A 17016-nucleotide genomic window follows, 5' to 3' on the forward strand; every position below is an offset into this window, starting at 1 on the left:
CGTCTTCTTGCCCAGTTCGTTGGCCGCCCGCATCACGCGGATCGCAATCTCGCCCCGGTTGGCGATCAGGATTTTCTGAAACATGGCGCGGTCTCCCTTCGCAGTTGCGCGAAACACTAGCGATGCCGCAGCGCAGCGCAAGCGGGACCGCCGGGCGAGTGCAACAAAAGGTTTACGCAAGGTCGTGTTCCCTGGATGTTCCCATTTTGCGGTTGCTTTTTGGAACCATGACCCTATCTCATGCGCTTGGTCGGGCAGGGACACACCATGGAACAGAAGTTCATCGAGGTACGCGGCGCGCGCGAGCATAACCTGAAGGGCGTGGACATGGACATTCCGCGCGACCAGCTGGTGGTCATCACCGGCCTGTCGGGTTCGGGCAAGTCCAGCCTCGCCTTCGACACGATCTATGCCGAAGGCCAGCGCCGCTATGTCGAGAGCCTGTCGGCCTATGCGCGCCAGTTCCTGGACATGATGGGCAAGCCCGATGTGGACCACATCACCGGTCTGTCCCCGGCGATCAGCATCGAACAGAAGACGACCTCGAAGAACCCTCGGTCGACCGTGGGCACGGTCACGGAAATCTATGACTATCTGCGGCTGCTGTTCGCCCGCGCGGGCACGCCCTACAGCCCCGTCACCGGCCTGCCGATCGAGGCGCAGCAGGTCCAGGACATGGTGGACCGGATCATGGAGATGCCGGAAGGCACGCGCGCCTATCTGCTGGCGCCCATCGTCCGCGACCGCAAGGGCGAGTACAAGAAAGAGTTCCTGGAGCTTCGCAAGCAGGGCTTCCAGCGAGTCAAGGTGAACGGCCAGTTCTACGAACTGGACGAGCCGCCAGTGCTGGACAAGAAGTTCCGCCATGACATCGACGTGGTGGTGGACCGCATCGTCGTGCGCGAGGGGCTGGAAACGCGCCTGGCCGATTCGCTGCGCACCGCGCTGGACCTGGCCGACGGCATCGCCATCGTCGAAACGGCGGCGGAGGAACCGGAACGGACCACCTTCAGCGAAAAGTTCGCCTGCCCCGTCAGCGGCTTCACCATCCCGGAAATCGAGCCCCGGCTGTTTTCCTTCAACGCACCCTTCGGGGCTTGCCCGGTTTGCGACGGACTGGGGGCGGAACTGTTCTTCGACGAACGTCTGGTCGTGCCCGATGCCGCCCTGTCCATCGACAAGGGCGCCATCGCGCCTTGGGCCAAGTCGAAATCGGCCTATCTGACGCAGACGGTCAACGCGCTGGCCAAGCATTACGGCTTTGACAAGAAGACTCCGTGGAAGAACCTGCCCGAGAATATCCAGCAGATGTTCCTGCACGGCTCGGGCAAGGAGGAGATCGCCTTCCGCTTCGACGATGCCGGGCGCGTCTACAATGTCACCCGCGTGTTCGAAGGGGTGATCCCCAACATGGAACGCCGGATGCGCGAATCCGACAGCCAGTGGGTCCGGGAGGAATTCGAGCGTTACCAGAACAACCGCCCCTGCGGCGCCTGCCACGGATATCGCCTGAAGGACGAGGCCCTGGCCGTCAAGATCGCGGGCCAGCATATCGGCCAGGTGGTCGAACTGTCGATCAAGGAGGCGCTGGCCTGGATCGAGGCCGCGCCGAAGCACCTGACGAAGCAGAAGAACGAGATTGCCCACGCGATCCTCAAGGAAATCCGCGAACGGCTTGGCTTCTTGGTGAACGTTGGCCTGGACTACCTGACGCTGTCCCGCGCGGCGGGCACCCTGTCGGGCGGGGAAAGCCAGCGGATCCGGCTTGCGTCGCAGATCGGCAGCGGCCTGACGGGTGTGCTGTATGTGCTGGACGAACCCTCCATCGGGCTGCATCAGCGCGACAACGACCGCCTGCTGGACACGCTGAAGGGGCTGCGCGACCAGGGCAACTCGGTCATCGTGGTCGAGCATGACGAGGATGCGATCCGCCACGCCGACTATGTCTTCGACATGGGACCGGGCGCGGGCGTCCATGGCGGCACCATTGTCAGCCAGGGCACGCCCGACCAGATTGCCGCCGATCCCGCCAGCCTGACGGGGCAATATCTTTCGGGCGCGCGAGAGATCGCGGTCAGCGACGAACGCCGCGAGGGCAACGGCAAGACCGTGAAGGTGGTGAAGGCCACGGGCAACAACCTCAAGGATGTCACGGCCGAGTTTCCCCTGGGCAAGTTCGTCTGCGTGACCGGCGTGTCGGGCGGCGGCAAGTCCACCCTGACCATCGAGACGCTGTTCAAGACCGCCAGCCTGCGCCTGAACGGCGCGCGCCAGACCCCTGCCCCTTGCGAGACGATCACGGGGCTGGAGCATCTGGACAAGGTCATCGACATCGACCAGCGGCCCATCGGCCGCACGCCCCGGTCAAACCCCGCGACCTATACCGGTGCCTATACCCCGATCCGCGACTGGTATGCGGGCCTGCCTGAATCGAAGGCGCGCGGCTACAAGCCCGGGCGTTTCAGCTTCAACGTCAAGGGCGGGCGGTGCGAGGCCTGCCAGGGCGACGGCGTCATCAAGATCGAGATGCACTTCCTGCCCGACGTCTACGTCACCTGCGAGACCTGCAAGGGCAAGCGCTATAACCGCGAGACGCTGGAAGTCCTGTTCAAGGGCAAGTCCATTGCCGACGTGCTGGACATGACGGTCGAGGACGCGCAGGGCTTCTTTTCCGCCGTGCCCGCCATCCGCAACAAGATGGACGCGTTGATGGAGGTAGGCCTGGGCTACGTCAAGGTCGGCCAGCAGGCGACGACGCTTTCGGGCGGCGAGGCGCAGCGGGTCAAGCTGGCCAAGGAACTGTCGCGCCAATCGACCGGCAAGACGCTGTATATCCTGGACGAACCCACGACCGGCCTGCATTTCGAAGACGTGCGCAAGCTGCTGGAGGTGCTGCACCGGCTGGTGGACCAGGGCAACACGGTCGTGGTGATCGAACACAACCTGGATGTCATCAAGACCGCCGACTGGATCATCGACATCGGCCCCGAGGGCGGCGACGGCGGCGGGCGCATCGTGGCCGTGGGAACGCCCGAGGATGTGGCGAAGGTCCATGAAAGCCACACGGGACGCTACCTGGCGCCAATGCTGCGGCCTGCGCGGGTCCGCGCGGCGGAATAGGCGGCCTAGCCAGGCAGATCCACAGCGATCCGCTGGACCATGCAGCCCGACTTGTCCCGGCCCTGGTCGGGCATGTCCGGCTGGGTCTCGAACCCGGCGCAAAGGCGGATGCTGTCCGGCGCCACCAGCTCGATCCGGTAGGGGGCGCCCGTAAAGGGATCGGCCAGGCGCGGCGTCAGGGGGCAGGCTTCGATGGGCGTCGGATCGGTGCCCACCCGCCCCGCCTGCTGGGCCTTGCAGAGCAGCAGCGACTGGATCGCGGACAAATCGCGTTCCCGGGTCTGGTCGCGCCTTTCCGCCCGGCCCTGTGCCGGTCCGCCGGTGGCAACGACGCCCGCCACAAGAACCGCCAGAGACAGGCCGGTCAGCGCCCAGACGGGCCAAGGTCTAGCCATCCAGATCCTCGCGATAGCAGCCGGCCACCAGCAGGCCCGTAACGGCGACCAGGGCGCATTTTGCCGCCAGCCGAGGCGTCAGGTCGCCCGACAGGAAGGCATAGACGACCGAGACGACATCGCCCAGCAGCACCAGGGCCGCGGCAAGGACCGTGATCGAGGCAAAGACCCGCCGCGCCTGCGAACGCCGCCTTTGGTCGCCTTCGCCCATGTGGCGGGCCATGCGATGGTCCAGAACCACGAACAGCGGCAGGAAGGCCAGGATGGCCGCGATGGAAAAGCGCATGGACCATCTGTCCAGCGCATGGAATTCGGCCGGATCGGGAATCGCAAGGTCGATCACCTGAAAGCCAAGCCGCAGGACATGGAAGCAGACAAGCACCAGCGCGATCATCAGCAGCGCATAAAGCATCGCCTCGCGCGCCGAGACATAGGGCCGGGGCCGAGGAACGGGCGGCAGCCCGCCCCCGTCCTGCCAGGCTGTCATGGCGCCTTCGATCTCGGGCGCGGTCCAGCCGGCCTGCTGCAGCGCGCTGCGGATGCGCACGCCGTCATGGCCCGCCGCCAGGGCGTCGCGCACGAAGTTCGAAAGCTGCTCGGCTGCGGCCATGGCCCTTCCCTTGTTGTCGCGGCAGGTTCACGTGCTTTGCAGGGTGCTGTCAATGTTTGGAAAAAATTCGTGCCGGACGTGATTTTTCCTCTTGCGCCCCCCGGCGCAGTCCCATAAATCACCGCTCACCGAAGGCGAGACGGTAAGACGAAGCGCCAGAGGAAACGGATGCGGGCGTAGCTCAGGGGTAGAGCATAACCTTGCCAAGGTTAGGGTCGTGAGTTCGAATCTCATCGCCCGCTCCAAAAATCAAAAAGGCCGGACCTTCGGGTCCGGCCTTTTTGATTTGCTCGTCTTGCGCTGCCTTGTCAGCCTTCGCGGTTCCCTTTGGCCTTCTGCCTCTTCGCCACCAGGTGCCGCGCGGGCAGACCGTGGTTGCGCCAGCGGTCCCGCTGAACGCCCACGAACTGACATTAACGGTTCAAGCCAGAGCTAAAGATCTCACCGCCAATTGCCTTCCAATCCTTTCCGGGAAAGCCCGCAGGCGCATGTTGTTAGCAGAAGGCTCATCAGTCACATCGGTCCAGGCAGACTGCCAAAGTCGTGCTCAAATGCGCAGACAAATACTTGCACAGGGTGCAGCGAGAGTGTTAACAGGGTGCCGCAGCCCTGGCCTGAATACTCAGTAAACGAAAAACAGGTTAAAAATTCAGGCCAGAACCTCGAACGAGCTTCCCAGGACTCGCTAACCATACTCAGATAGCATGCTTGTCTTCCTCACGAGCGTGCCATTGACCTTTCTGGGACGGCTTATACTAGCCGAAGAGTTTACACTGTCAAGTTTTCGGACGAGGGTAAGATGCCTGCACGTGGCGAGTTGCCCCGGGCCTTGATCGAGGCGGGGCTTGCACTTCTTGATGAGGAAGGCACCGAGGGGCTGACGCTGCGGCGCGTTGCCGCCCGGGCGGGCGTGTCCCATGCCGCGCCGGCTCATCACTTCGACGGCCTGCCGGGATTGAAGACCGCCATAGCCACGCGGGGCTTCCAAAGCTTCCTGCATGATCTGGCCGCCGCCCGCGACAACCTGCCTGAAGGCGCCGATGCCTTCGATGCGCTGCTTGCGGTCAACCTGGCCTATATCCATTTCGCGGGAAACCGGACGGCGCTGTTCCGCCTGATGCTTGACCAGTTGCCCACGCGGGACGCCGAGCTGCGCAATATCTCTAACGGCAGCTATCTTGTCCTCAAGGAGGTATGCGCACCTTTCACCGCCAACCGTCCTGCCGCTGCGCTCGAAGCGGCGGTCTGGGCACTGACCCACGGCTATGCGTCCCTGACCATCGGCAAGACCTATCTGCCCGAGGCGCAGGTCCGGACCTGCTCATACGAGGAGGCCCTGCGCCTGCTGGTCGGCTGACCGGAAGGCGCAGGGTGTCCGCTTAACCGTCCACGCGGATGCGGGCGTTCTGCGGGTCGTAGGGGCTGTCTTCGGTCACCTCGGCGTCCCACAGCTCGCGGAACATGCGGACTTTCAGCTTCGTGCCAGGCTGGGCGAGGTCCGGGCGGACATAGCCCATGCCGATCTGCTTGCCGAAGGCGACCGAATAGCCGCCCGAGGTCAGGCGCCCGACCTTCTGGCCGTCCAGGAAGATCCCCTCGCGCCCCCAGGGATCGGCGTCCTGCGGACCGTCGATCAGCAGGGTGACGCACATCGACCGGATGCCCTTGGCCTCCATGGCGGCCTTGCCCCGGAAGTCCTTGGGCAGATCGACGAAGCGGTCCAAACCGGCCTCCAGCGGGGTCGCATCGCGGCCCAGTTCGGTTCCGAAGGCGCGATAGGATTTCTCCTGCCGCAGCCAGTTCTGCGCCCGCGCACCGACCAGCTTCAGGCCCAGCGGCTCGCCGGCTTCCATCAGCCGGTCGAACAGGTGGTTCTGCATCTCGATCGGGTGGTGCAGTTCCCAGCCAAGTTCGCCCGTATAGGCCACGCGGATGGCGTTGACGGGGACCATGCCCAGTTCGATCTGCCTGGCCGACAGCCAAGGGAAGCGCTTGTTCGACAGCGCCGTTTCCGGCTGCGCATCGCGGATCAGCTTGGCCAGGATGTCGCGGGATGCCGGACCCGCCAGGGCAAAGACCCCCCACTGGGTGGTCACGTCCTGGATGCTGACGTATTCACCACCCGAGGCCATGAAGTCCTCGGCTGATTTCACCAGGTGATCGCCGTCATAAGCCGCCCATGCCCCGGCAGACACCAGGTAGTAGCTGTCCTCGGCCAACCGGACGATGGTGTATTCGGTCCGCGTCGTGCCCGCATCGGTCAGCGCATAGGTCAGGTTGATGCGGCCCACCTTGGGCAGCTTGTTGGTGGTCAGCCAGTCCAGGAAGGCGGTCGCCCCCGGCCCCTTGACCATGTGCTTGGCGAAGGCCGTCGCGTCGATCAGGCCCGCCGCGTTGCGGATCGCCTCGGCCTCGGCCTTGGCGTACTGCCACCAGCCGCCGCGGCGGAAGCTGCGGGATGCGTGGTCGTCGAAGTCCTGCGGGCCATAGTAGTTCGGCCGTTCCCACCCGTTCACATGGCCGAACTGCGCGCCGCGCGCCTTCTGCCGGTCGTAGGCGGGCGAGGTGCGCAGCGGCCGGCAGGCTTCGCGTTCCTCGTCGGGATGGTGCAGGATGAAGACGTGCTCGTAGGCTTCCTCGTTCTTGCGGGCGCCGTATTCGGTCGTCATCCAGTTGCCATAGCGGCGCGGGTCCAGCGAGGCCATGTCGATCTCGGCCTCGCCCTCGACCATCATCTGGGTCAGGTAATGGCCGACGCCGCCTGCCGCGGTGATGCCGAAGCTGAAGCCCTCGGCCAGCCACATGTTGCGCAGGCCGGGCGCCGGGCCGACCAGGGGGTTGCCGTCGGGCGTATAGCAGATCGGGCCGTTGTAGTCGTCCTTCAGCCCCACCGTTTCCGAGGTCGGAAGCCGATGGATCATGGACATGTATTCCTCCTCGATCCGCTCAAGATCCAGCGGAAACAGGTCGGCGCGGAAGGACTCGGGCACGTCATACAGGAACCGCGCCGGCGCGTTGCGTTCATAGGGGCCGAGGATCCAGCCGCCGCGTTCCTCGCGGACATACCACTTGGCGTCGGCGTCGCGCAGAACCGGATGTTCGGGATTGCCCGCGGTCCGCCACTGCACCAGGGCCGGGTCGGGCTCGGTGACGATATACTGGTGCTCGACCGGGATCGCGGGGATCTTGATGCCCAGCAGGCGCGCGGTGCGCTGCGCATGGTTGCCGGTCGCGGTCACGACATGCTCGGCCCGGATCTCGAAGGTCTCGCCGGATCCGACCAGGTTGCCGCCCTTCTCGACCAGCTTCTCGCAGGTGACGATCCATTCGGACCCGGTCCACTTGTAGCCGTTGACCTGGATCTTCCGCTCGATCGTGGCGCCCGCCATGCGCGCGCCCTTGGCCATGGCCTGGGTGACATCGGCGGGGTTGATGTAGCCGTCGGTCGGATGGAACAGCGCGCCCTTCAGATCCTCGGTGCGGACCAGGGGCCAGCGGTCCTTGATCTGCTGCGGGGTCAGGAACTGATGCTCGATCCCGACGGTTTCGGCGGTGGCGGAATACAGCATGTATTCGTCCATCCGATCCTGCGTCTGCGCCATGCGCAGGTTGCCGCAGCGCGTGAAGCCCGCGTTGAGGCCGGTCTGCGATTCCAGTTCCGCGTAAAGCTTGACCGAATAGTCGTGGATATGGGTCGTCGCGTAACCCATGTTGAACAGCGGCAGCAGGCCCGCCGCGTGCCAGGTGGATCCCGCCGTCAGCTCGTCACGCTCGACCAGCATCACCTCCCATCCGGCGCGGGCCAGATGGAGCGCGATGCCGCAGCCGACTGCGCCGCCTCCGACGACAAGAACCTTCACATGCGACTTCATTCGCGCGACTCCTTGGGTCAAGTTGTTGTCCCGTTACTGCCACGGCTTGTGTTTCCAGTTCCCATGGGCCCGACCTAAAATGGCCAAAAACGACATGCTGCAATGCAGCACTTGTGCGAATCTGTAGCGGTCCCTTAGGGTGCGCGCCACCAGGGACGGGGGAACGGATGCAGATTTGCCGCGACAGGCAGGCGATGCGCGATTGGCGGCATCAGGGCAGTCCTGTGGTCCTGGTGCCGACCATGGGCGCGCTGCATGACGGCCACCTGTCGCTGGTGGCCCGTGCCCGCGACTGGCTGGAGCGTCAGGGCGGCGGGCGGGTCGTGACCTCGATCTTCGTGAACCCCACGCAGTTCGGCCCGAACGAGGATCTGGCGACCTATCCCCGGGATGAGGAAAACGACCTTGCGCTGCTGCGGCAGGCTGGCTGCGACGCGGTGTTCCTGCCGACCGTGGCCGACATCTATCGCCCTGGCGCACAGACGGTGGTCGAGGTGACGGGCCTGTCGCGGATGCTGATGGGACGACTGCGGCCCGGCCATTTCCGTGGCGTGGCGACGGTGGTGACGAAGCTCTTCAACATCGTCCGGCCGGATGCCGCGACCTTCGGGGAAAAGGACTACCAGCAGCTTGCCGTGATCCGGCAGATGGTGGCCGACCTGGACGTGCCGGTGCAGATCCTTGCCGTGCCCACGGTGCGAGAGGCCGACGGCCTGGCCATGTCATCGCGCAACCGCCGCCTGTCCCCGGCCGAGCACGCCGCTGCCCCTGTGCTGAACCGCGCCTTGGACCGCGCCCAGCAGATGATCGCGCAGGGCGCGGGCCTCTCGGCCGTCCGGGCCGAGTTGCGCCGCATCATCGGGGCCGAGCCGCTGGCCCATATCCGCTCCATCGATATCCGCGATGCGGTCGACCTGTCGCGCATCGCCACCATCCAGCGTCCGGTGGTGATCCTGCTGGCCGTGCGCTTCGGCGACGTGCTGCTGATCGACCAGCGTGTCGCGCAGCCGAAAGGCGGCCCCGATGTCCGTTGAAACCCGGATCAAGCGCGTCACCGCGCCCGAGATCGCATCCCGCAAGGGCGGCACGCCCATTGTCGCGCTGACTGCCTATACCGCGCCCCTGGCAGCGATGGTGGACCGCCATGCCGACCTGATCCTGGTCGGCGACAGCCTGGGCATGGTGATCCACGGCCTGCCCTCGACCGTCGGCGTGACGATGGAGATGATGATCCTTCATGGTCAGGCGGTCGTCCGGGGCAGCCAGCGGGCCATGGTAGTAGTGGACATGCCCTTCGGCAGCTACGAGGAAAGCCCCGAGCAGGCCTTCCGCAACGCCGCGCGGATCATGGGCGAAACCGGCGCTGGCGCGGTCAAGCTGGAGGGCGGCAGCCGCATGGCGCCCACGATCCGCTTCCTGACCGAACGCGGCATCCCGGTCATGGGCCATGTCGGCCTGACCCCGCAGGCGACGCATACCCTGGGCGGCTTCAAGACCCAAGGGCGCGACAGCGAAAGCTGGCCGCTCCACGTCCGGGACGCGGTCGATATCGCCGAAGCCGGCGCCTTCGCCCTTGTGGTCGAGGGCGTGGTCGAACCCCTGGCAGACCGCATGACCGAGGCTGTGGCGGTTCCCACCATCGGCATCGGTGCATCGGCCCGCTGCGACGGGCAGATCCTGGTGCTGGACGACATGCTGGGCCTGAGCGGCCGGGTGCCGCGCTTCGTTCGCAAGTTCGCGAACCTCGGCGCGCAGGCGGACGAGGCCCTCGCCGCCTATGCCACGGCCGTGCGCGAGCGGAACTTTCCGGGCGAGGACAACGTCTATCGCTGACTGATCCAGATCAAGGCCTTTGCGCCGGCCGGCCACTAGACGGTGCGTGAACCAACGCGACGAACGACCATGACCCTTGCCACCTTCCTGTCCGCTGTGCTGGGACTCTTGCTGACGCCCGGTCCGACCAACACGCTGATGGGTCTTGCCGGTGCTTCGGGCGGGTTGCGGCGCGTCATGCGCCTGCTGCCCGCCGAGATCCTGGGATACCTCACCATGATCCTGCCCCTGGCTTTCATCGGCCACGGCCTGATGGCGGATCACCCGCTGGCCGCGCAGATCATCAAGCTTACGGCGGCGGCATGGGTGATGTTCCTGGCAGTCAAGCTGTGGGGGCGCGGATCGCTGGCGCAGGCGGGCGGCGAGATCACCGCCGGGCGCGTCTATCTGACGACCGTCCTGAACCCCAAGGCGCTGATCATTGGCCTTGTGCTGCTTCCCGCCCCCGGTGCCGACGCGTTCTTCCCGCGGCTGGCCATGTTCTGCCTGACGGCGGCTGGCGTTGCGATGATCTGGGGCAGCGCCGGGGCTGTGACGCGGCAGGGGGATGGCGGGGCGCAGCGGATGCATGTGCTACGGCGGGCGGCATCGGTCTGGCTGGCGGTGGTGTCGGTGACCTTGGTCGCAGGGGCCTTGCGGGCCTAGGCGCGTCAGCCGCCACCGCGAAAATCTGCGGTCTGCGCCAAGCGCGACAGCAGCAGCGGCACCAGAAGCAGCAGCGACAGGCCAAGGTAGATGACGGAAAAGCTCATCCGTTCGGCCAGAAAGCCGATGGTGCCGGGGGCCAGCAGGATCCCGGAATAGCCCATGGTCGTGACGACCGACAGCCCGACGCCATGGGCCAGCCCCGGCACATTGCCCGCCGCCGAAAAGGCGATCGGCACCATGTTCGCGATGCCGATGCCCGCCAGCCCGAAGCCCGCGATCGCTGCCCAGGGCACGGGCGCCATTGCCGCCAGAGCCAGCCCGGCCATGGCGATCAGCGTGCTGACCCGCAGCGTCCTTACCGCGCCGAAGCGGCCCCGGATGCCATCCCCCAGGAAGCGCATGACGGCCATGGTCCCCGCGCAGGCGGCAAAGCCCCACCCCGCCAGCGCGAGCGGCGCCCCCATTTCGCGCTGCAGATAGACCGCCGCCCAGTCGAGGATCGCGCCTTCCGGGATCATCGAGGCCAGTGCCATCACCCCGATCAGATAGGGCAGCGGCGTGCGCGGCAGGCGCAGGGGCTGGTGCCTGTGTTCACCCGCCGGACTGTCGCGCAGCAGGTGAGGAAAGGCCACGGCCAGGATCGCGGCCACCACAAGCGTCACGGCGATGGCATGCGTCAACTCGCCCAGGGTCTGGATCGCGAGGCCCCCGATCCCTGCACCGGCCAAACCGCCAAGGGACCAGAAGCCGTGGCAGGACGACATGATTGCGCGCCGCCGCGCCCGCTCCACCGCGACGGCATTGGCGTTCATCGCGACATCCATCCCGCCGATCAGCCCGCCGAAGACCAGAACCGTGGCAGCGGCCGCCCAAGGCGAGGGCGCAAGCGAGATCCAGACCAGGCTGGGCGTGAACAGCACCGCCGCCAGCCGGACCGCATGGGCCGACCCGCGCCGGGCGACCAGCGCCCCGAAGACCGGCATCAGACAGATCGAGCCCACCCCCAGGGCCAGCACAAGCAACCCGGCCACCGACTCGCTTATGTCCAGCCGTGCCATCATCGCCGGCAGCTTTGGCGCCCAGCTTCCCACAACAAGGCCGTTGCAGAAGAACAGCGCCGAAACCGCCCACCGCGTCCTGCTTCCGGCCTGGCCCGCCCTGGTCATGATTCACGTCCCATTCCTGCAGGATGCGGCGGAGTCGCCCCGGCCTTCACAACATGCTGGGCACGACCAGGTCCGGCGGGCGGTGACCGTCGGCAAAGGTCTTGATGTTGATGATGACCTTCTCGCCCATCTCGGCCCGGCCCTCGACCGTGGCGCTGCCCATGTGGGGCAGCAGGACGACGTTCGGCAGTTCGCGCAGGCGGGGATTGATCTCGTGCCCGTGTTCGAAGACGTCGAGACCCGCCCCCGCGATTTCCCCCGCGCGCAGCATCCGGGTCAGGGCGTTCTCGTCGATCACCTCGCCGCGCGAGGTGTTCACCACCACGGCCGTGGGCTTCAGCAGCTTCAGCCGCCGCGCGTTCAGCAGGTGGAAGGTCGAGGGCGTGTGCGGCGCGTTCACGCTGATGATGTCCATGCGCGCCAGCATCTGGTCCAGGCTTTCCCAATAGGTGGCCTGCAATTCCTGCTCGATCTCGGGACGCAGACGGCGGCGGTTGTGATAATGGACCTGCATCCCGAAGACATTGGCACGCCGCGCCACTGCCTGCCCGATCCGGCCCATGCCCAGGATACCAAGCCTGCGTCCGCCAAGGCGCCCGCCCAGATGCGATGTGGGCGCCCAGCCACCCCAGCGGCCCGCCTGCATCTCGGCCATGCCCTCGGGGATGCGCCGTGTGACGCACAGGATCAGCGCCATGACCATGTCAGCCGTGTCCTCGGTGACGACGCCTGGCGTGTTCGTCACCAGAACGCCGCGCTGCCGGGCGGACTGGACATCGATGTGATCAACGCCCGCGCCGTAATTCGCGATCAGCTTCAGCCGCTCTCCGGCCTGGGCCAGCATGTTGGCGTCGATATGGTCGGTCACCGTCGGTACCAGCACGTCCGCCCCGCGCATCGCCGCAGCCAGGTCGTCGCGCGACATCTTGGTGTCGTCGTCGCGCAGGGCCACGTCGAACAGCTCCTTCATGCGGGTTTCGACCACCTCGGGCAGGCGGCGCGTCACGACGACGCGCAGTTTCTGGCGCGAGGGCTGCGGGCTGTGCATGATGGCCTCACTTTCTCGATGTCATGTCGGGGCGGCCTTCCAAAAAGACGCCGTCTTTGGCAAACTGCCCGCGATATGGGGCATGCACAAGACCCCATCGGGGCGCGTCGCGGCCCCGGCGAATGGGGCAGAAGGGACCGCCAGGGGCGGTCGGCAGGAACGGACGGGTTTATGAGGATACGGACGCTATTGGGTTGCGGGGCAGCGGTTCTGGCGGCCTCGGTGGGGCTGGCGCTTGCCCAGGCAGAGGGCGTGCCGCAATCGGCCGATGCGCAGATCGTCCGCGCTCAGGACAGCGGCGGCGTGGTCCGGGGACCGGTCACCAACCTGCCGGTGCCGCGATATGTCAGCCTGAAGGGGTCCGAGGGGAATGCCCGCCGCGGCCCCAGCCTGTCGCACCGCATCGACTGGGTGTTCCGCCATGCCGGGATGCCGCTGCGCGTCGTCGCCGAATTCGGCCACTGGCGCCGGGTCGAGGACAAGGACGGCGCCGGGGGCTGGATCCATTACGCGCTGCTGTCGGGCGTGCGCACCGCGCTTGTGACGCAGGACATGGTCGAACTGCGCAGCCGCCCCCATCCCGACGCCGACATCGTCGCGCGGGCCGAGATGGGCGCCATCGTCCGCCTGGGCGAATGCAATCCCGGCTGGTGCCGCATCTCGGGCGGCGGCCAGCGGGGATGGGTGCCGAAGTCGTCGATCTGGGGCGTGGACCCGGACGAGGTCAGGGACTAGGCCAGCCCCCGCCCCCGCAGCAGCGCATCGACCCCCGGCATCCGCTGGCGGAACGCCAGCCACAGCTGGTCTGCCGGGGCCGAGCCGCCGCGCGACAGGATCGTCTCCTCCAGCCGCCGCGCGGTCGCGGGGTCGAAGATGTCGCCGGTTTCCTCGAAGGCGGCAAAGGCGTCGGCGTCCATCACCTCGGACCACATGTAGCTGTAATAGCCGCTGGCATAGCTGTCCCCGCTGAAGACGTGGCTGAAATGCGGCGTCGCGTGGCGCATCGGGATGGCCGATGGCGCATCCAGGTCGGCCAGGACCTGCGCCTGCCGGGCCATGGCATCGGCCGGCGGATCGCCGCGGTGGAAGGCCAGATCGACCAGCGCGCTTTCCAGGTATTCGGTGGTTGCGAAACCGGCATCCGCCTTGCCCGCCGCCAGCAGGCGGTCACGCAGGTCGGCCGGCAGCGGCTGGCCCGTCCGGTGATGCCGGGCATGGGCGTCCAGGACGGCCGGCTGTTCCAGCCAGTGTTCGTAAAGCTGGCTGGGCAGTTCCACGAAATCCTGCGCCACCGATGTCCCCGAGATCGAGGGCCAGGTCACGTCCGACAGGATGTGATGGGTCGCATGGCCGAATTCGTGGAACAGCGTGCGCGCGTCATCCCAGGACAGAAAGGCCGGCGCGCCGGGCTGTTCGGGCGGCGCGAAGTTGCAGACATTCACCACGATCGGCCGCTGGCCCGCGCCGATCTTGTGCTGGACCTGCAGGGACGAACACCAGGCCCCCGAGCGTTTCGAGGGGCGGGCAAAGTAGTCGCCCACGAAGATCGCCATCAGATGCCCGTCGCGGGTGATCCGCCAGACGCGCGCGTCGGGCGACCACAGGGGCGCGTCGAAGGGCTGGAACTCCAGCCGGAACAGGCGGTAGGCCACGTCCATCATGGCCTCCAGCATCGCGTCCAGCGTCAGGTAGGGTTTCACCTGATCGGCGTCAAAGTCATGCTCGCGCCGCCGCAGGCGTTCCGCGTAAAGCCGCCAGTCCCAAGGCTCCAGCGCGCCATTCACGCCGTCGTCGCGAGCCATGGCGGTCAGCTTGGCTTCGTCCTCGGCAGCCCTTTTGTAGGCCGGCTTCCACACTTGGCCCAGAAGCTCGGCCACGCGGTCGGCGGTGCCCGCCATCTCGGGCTCCAGCTTGAAGGCGGCGAAGTCGGCATAGCCCAGCAGGCGGGCGCGTTCGTTTCGCAGCGCCAGAATCTCTGCCGCCAGCGGCAGGTTGTTCGTAGCCTCGCCCCCGGCGCCTTGGCCCGACCCGCGCGCGGCCCAGGCCCTGAAGGCTGTCTCGCGCAGGGCGCGGTCATGGGCGTATTCCAGGAAGGGCACGATCAGCGACCGGGACAGCGTGACGACTTGCCCCTCGATGTCGCGCTCCTTCGCCGCCGCGCGCATGGATCGCAGCAGCCAGTCGGGCAGGCCCTCCAGGCGATCTTCGGGGACCCGCAGGACATAATCGCGTTCGTCCGCCAGCACGTTCTGGGAAAACTGCGTGGTCAGCACGGCCATGCGGGCGCGGATCTCGGCCATGCGGTCGCGAGCCTGGCCTTCAAGCCCCGCGCCCGACCGGGTCAGGCCGCGCAGCGCCAGTTCGGTGATGCGGCGATCCTCGGGCGGCAGGGTGTCGGCAGTCGCGGCCACCGCCTTCACGCGCGCATAAAGGCGCGGATCCATTCCCGTCTTGCTGTTATAGGCTGCCAGCCGGGGCGCGAAGTCGCGTTGCAGCGCCTCTCGGGCAGGGTTCGAATCGACATTCGCCAGCGTGTAGAAGATCGACAGGACGCGGTTCAGCCCTTCCTCCGCGACCTCCATCACAGCGACGGTATTGGCGAAGGTGGGCGCGTCGGGATTGGCGGCGATCGCCTCCATCGCGGCTTCGGCTGCGGCCAGTTCGCGGTCGAAGGCGGGGGCCATGTCGGTATCGGCGATCAGGTCGAAACGCGGCAGCCCCTCGGGGCCGGTCCAGCGGGTCAGTTCGGAATTCATCGAAGCCTCCTTGGTCCAACCGAACCTAGAAGGCTTCCGGCCCGCCTTCCAGTCCCGTTCCGCAGACCGGGCAATCCGGCCGCCGCGCGGTGCCGATCATGCGGCTTTCGCCGTAAAGCCCGTCAAAGATCATCATCCGCCCGCGCAGGCCCTGCCCCGCCCCGGTCAGGTGCTTGATCGCCTCAAGCGCCATGAGGCTGCCGACGACCCCCGGCAGGGGGCCGACGACGCCGGCCTCCGCGCAGGGCGGGGCCAGGCCCGGCGCGGGGGCCGTCGGGAACAGGCAGGACAGGCATGGCCCGCCCCGCGCCGGGTCATAGAGCGTGACCTGCCCTTCCCACTGCGCGATGGCGCCGGCGATCAATGGCACGCGAGCCGCGACGCAGGCCCGGTTGATCGCCTGCCGCCCGGCAAAGCTGTCGGTGCCGTCCAGCACCAGGTCATGCCGGGCGATCAGATCGGCATCGGCTTCGGTGATGCGGCGCGGCAGGGCCGTGACCTGGACCAGCGGATTCAGGGCGCGCATGGCACCGGCGGCTGCTTCGGCCTTGGGCTGGCCCTGCTGATCGGTGCGAAAGATCACCTGCCGCTGCAGGTTCGACAGGCTGACCGCGTCATCGTCCGCCACAGTGATCCGCCCGACGCCCGCCGCCGCCAGATAGAGGCAGACAGGCGCGCCCAGCCCGCCCGCGCCGACGATCAGCACCCGCGCATCGCGCAAACGCATCTGGCCGGGGCCGCCGATCTCTCGCAGCACCAGATGGCGAGCATAGCGGTCCAGTTCGGTGTCCTGCACCGGGGTCGGGGCGGGTTCGGCTTGCTCGACGGGAACCGCGCGGGCCCGCAGCCAGCCGATGCCCGCACGATAGGCGATCACCAGCCCCGCCAGCCCGCCCGCAACAAGCCAGCCCTTCGCCGATCCGCCAAAGAATGCGCCCAGGCGGGGAAAGACCAGGTGGGCCAGCTCGATGGTGCCCCAGGCCAGGGCCAACACCAACAGCAAAACCCGGCGCGGCAGGCCAAGGATCCAGCCTGCGGTTGCGATGCCGATCAGCAGCCACAACCCCGTCATGGCCTCAGGCCCCTGTCGAACCGAAGCCGCCCGCAGCCCGCGCGGTGGTTCGGCTGAAGGCGTCGACAACGGTGAAACGGGGGCGCAGCACCGGCACGAAGATCATCTGCGCGATCCGTTCGCCCGGCTGGATGGTGATCGGGTCCGACCCCGGCGGATTGCGGTTCCAGGTGCTGATCATCACCTCGCCCGTGTAGTCGGGGTCAATCAACCCGGTCGAATTGCCCAGTACAAGCCCCCGCTTGTGGCCCTGCCCCGATCGCGGCAGGATCAGCCCGGCGAAGGAGAAGTCGCCGAAGGACAGCGCGATCCCGGCGCTGATCAGCACCGCCGGTGCCTGCGGCGTGATGTCGGTGGCGGAATCCAGGCAGGCAAACAGGTCGATGGCGGCCGAGCCCGCCGTCTGGTAATCCGGCAGACCCCATACGTGGATCCGCGGGTCGAGTATCCTGACTTCCATGCCTGCCGCCCTTGCTGTCTTTCGCCAGCCTTAGCG

Annotated in this window: 15 protein-coding genes and 1 tRNA gene; 7 read left to right on the forward strand and 9 right to left on the reverse strand. The window is 67.0% G+C overall.

The window, feature by feature from the left end; translation table 11 throughout:
* On the reverse strand, positions 1 to 264 hold a 264-nt coding region (locus OU682_RS13155; protein WP_268942603.1), incomplete at its 3' end, for a biotin carboxylase N-terminal domain-containing protein.
* Positions 265 to 267: 3 nt separating this feature from the next.
* Between OU682_RS13155 and uvrA the strand changes: the two genes are divergently transcribed.
* Positions 268 to 3120 carry an excinuclease ABC subunit UvrA gene (uvrA, locus tag OU682_RS13160; protein WP_268942604.1) on the forward strand — a complete coding sequence of 951 codons (2853 nt, stop codon included), beginning with the start codon at positions 268 to 270 and terminating at the stop codon, positions 3118 to 3120.
* A 5-nt stretch (positions 3121 to 3125) separates the two neighbouring features.
* Here uvrA and OU682_RS13165 read toward each other — a convergent pair whose 3' ends face one another.
* Both OU682_RS13165 and OU682_RS13170 read right to left on the reverse strand, forming a co-directional pair.
* On the reverse strand, positions 3126 to 3515 hold the full coding sequence (locus OU682_RS13165; RefSeq protein WP_268942605.1) for a hypothetical protein: 390 nt from the start codon (positions 3513 to 3515) through the stop codon (positions 3126 to 3128).
* The gene (locus OU682_RS13170) at positions 3508 to 4125 is read right to left on the reverse strand and encodes a DUF5671 domain-containing protein (RefSeq protein WP_268942606.1); all 618 of its coding nucleotides are present in this window, start codon (positions 4123 to 4125) and stop codon (positions 3508 to 3510) included. The genes OU682_RS13165 and OU682_RS13170 overlap by 8 nt, the downstream gene beginning before the upstream one ends.
* 170 nt (positions 4126 to 4295) lie before the next feature.
* On the opposite strand from OU682_RS13170, the gene OU682_RS13175 reads away from it, so the two are divergent.
* Both OU682_RS13175 and OU682_RS13180 read left to right on the forward strand, forming a co-directional pair.
* Positions 4296 to 4370, forward strand: a tRNA-Gly gene (locus OU682_RS13175).
* 554 nt (positions 4371 to 4924) lie between these two features.
* Positions 4925 to 5482 carry a TetR/AcrR family transcriptional regulator gene (locus tag OU682_RS13180; RefSeq protein WP_268942607.1) on the forward strand — a complete coding sequence of 186 codons (558 nt, stop codon included), beginning with the start codon at positions 4925 to 4927 and terminating at the stop codon, positions 5480 to 5482.
* 22 nt (positions 5483 to 5504) lie between these two features.
* Here the strand turns inward: OU682_RS13180 and OU682_RS13185 are convergent, their stop codons facing one another.
* Positions 5505 to 7997 carry a GcvT family protein gene (locus OU682_RS13185; protein ID WP_268942608.1) on the reverse strand — a complete coding sequence of 831 codons (2493 nt, stop codon included), beginning with the start codon at positions 7995 to 7997 and terminating at the stop codon, positions 5505 to 5507.
* A gap of 194 nt (positions 7998 to 8191) precedes the next feature.
* Here OU682_RS13185 and panC point away from each other — a divergent pair, with 194 nt between their 5' ends.
* The 3 genes from panC (at position 8192) to OU682_RS13200 (ending at position 10475) form a co-directional block, all read left to right on the forward strand.
* A complete protein-coding gene (gene panC, locus OU682_RS13190; RefSeq protein WP_329609807.1) occupies positions 8192 to 9031 on the forward strand; it encodes a pantoate--beta-alanine ligase in 840 nt (279 codons plus the stop codon).
* Positions 9021 to 9830 carry a 3-methyl-2-oxobutanoate hydroxymethyltransferase gene (panB, locus tag OU682_RS13195; protein ID WP_268942610.1) on the forward strand — a complete coding sequence of 270 codons (810 nt, stop codon included), beginning with the start codon at positions 9021 to 9023 and terminating at the stop codon, positions 9828 to 9830. The genes panC and panB overlap by 11 nt, the downstream gene beginning before the upstream one ends.
* Before the next feature lie 69 nt (positions 9831 to 9899).
* Positions 9900 to 10475 (forward strand): LysE family translocator, encoded by a 576-nt coding sequence (locus tag OU682_RS13200; protein WP_268942611.1) that lies wholly within the window; start codon positions 9900 to 9902, stop codon positions 10473 to 10475.
* Between the two features lie 5 nt (positions 10476 to 10480).
* Here OU682_RS13200 and OU682_RS13205 read toward each other — a convergent pair whose 3' ends face one another.
* A complete protein-coding gene (locus OU682_RS13205; protein ID WP_268942612.1) occupies positions 10481 to 11644 on the reverse strand; it encodes an MFS transporter in 1164 nt (387 codons plus the stop codon).
* 46 nt (positions 11645 to 11690) lie between these two features.
* Positions 11691 to 12692 carry a 2-hydroxyacid dehydrogenase gene (locus OU682_RS13210; RefSeq protein ID WP_268942613.1) on the reverse strand — a complete coding sequence of 334 codons (1002 nt, stop codon included), beginning with the start codon at positions 12690 to 12692 and terminating at the stop codon, positions 11691 to 11693.
* 171 nt (positions 12693 to 12863) lie between these two features.
* Between OU682_RS13210 and OU682_RS13215 the strand changes: the two genes are divergently transcribed.
* Positions 12864 to 13427, forward strand: a complete 564-nt coding sequence (locus tag OU682_RS13215) for an SH3 domain-containing protein (protein WP_268942614.1) — start codon at positions 12864 to 12866, stop codon at positions 13425 to 13427.
* Here the strand turns inward: OU682_RS13215 and OU682_RS13220 are convergent.
* From OU682_RS13220 to dut, 3 genes are read right to left on the reverse strand one after another with little or no spacing between them, the layout of a single operon-like run.
* The gene (locus OU682_RS13220; protein WP_268942615.1) at positions 13424 to 15448 is read right to left on the reverse strand and encodes a M3 family metallopeptidase; all 2025 of its coding nucleotides are present in this window, start codon (positions 15446 to 15448) and stop codon (positions 13424 to 13426) included. The genes OU682_RS13215 and OU682_RS13220 overlap by 4 nt on opposite strands.
* Before the next feature lie 25 nt (positions 15449 to 15473).
* Entirely contained in the window at positions 15474 to 16520 is a 1047-nt protein-coding gene (locus OU682_RS13225) for a HesA/MoeB/ThiF family protein (protein ID WP_268942616.1), read from the reverse strand.
* Between the two features lie 4 nt (positions 16521 to 16524).
* Positions 16525 to 16980, reverse strand: a complete 456-nt coding sequence (gene dut / locus OU682_RS13230; protein WP_268942617.1) for a dUTP diphosphatase — start codon at positions 16978 to 16980, stop codon at positions 16525 to 16527.
* Between the last annotated feature and the right edge of the window lie 36 nt (positions 16981 to 17016).

Origin of the sequence: Paracoccus benzoatiresistens (assembly GCF_026913015.1) — a bacterium.
In the GTDB taxonomy this organism is placed as follows: Bacteria; Pseudomonadota; Alphaproteobacteria; order Rhodobacterales; family Rhodobacteraceae; genus Paracoccus; species Paracoccus benzoatiresistens.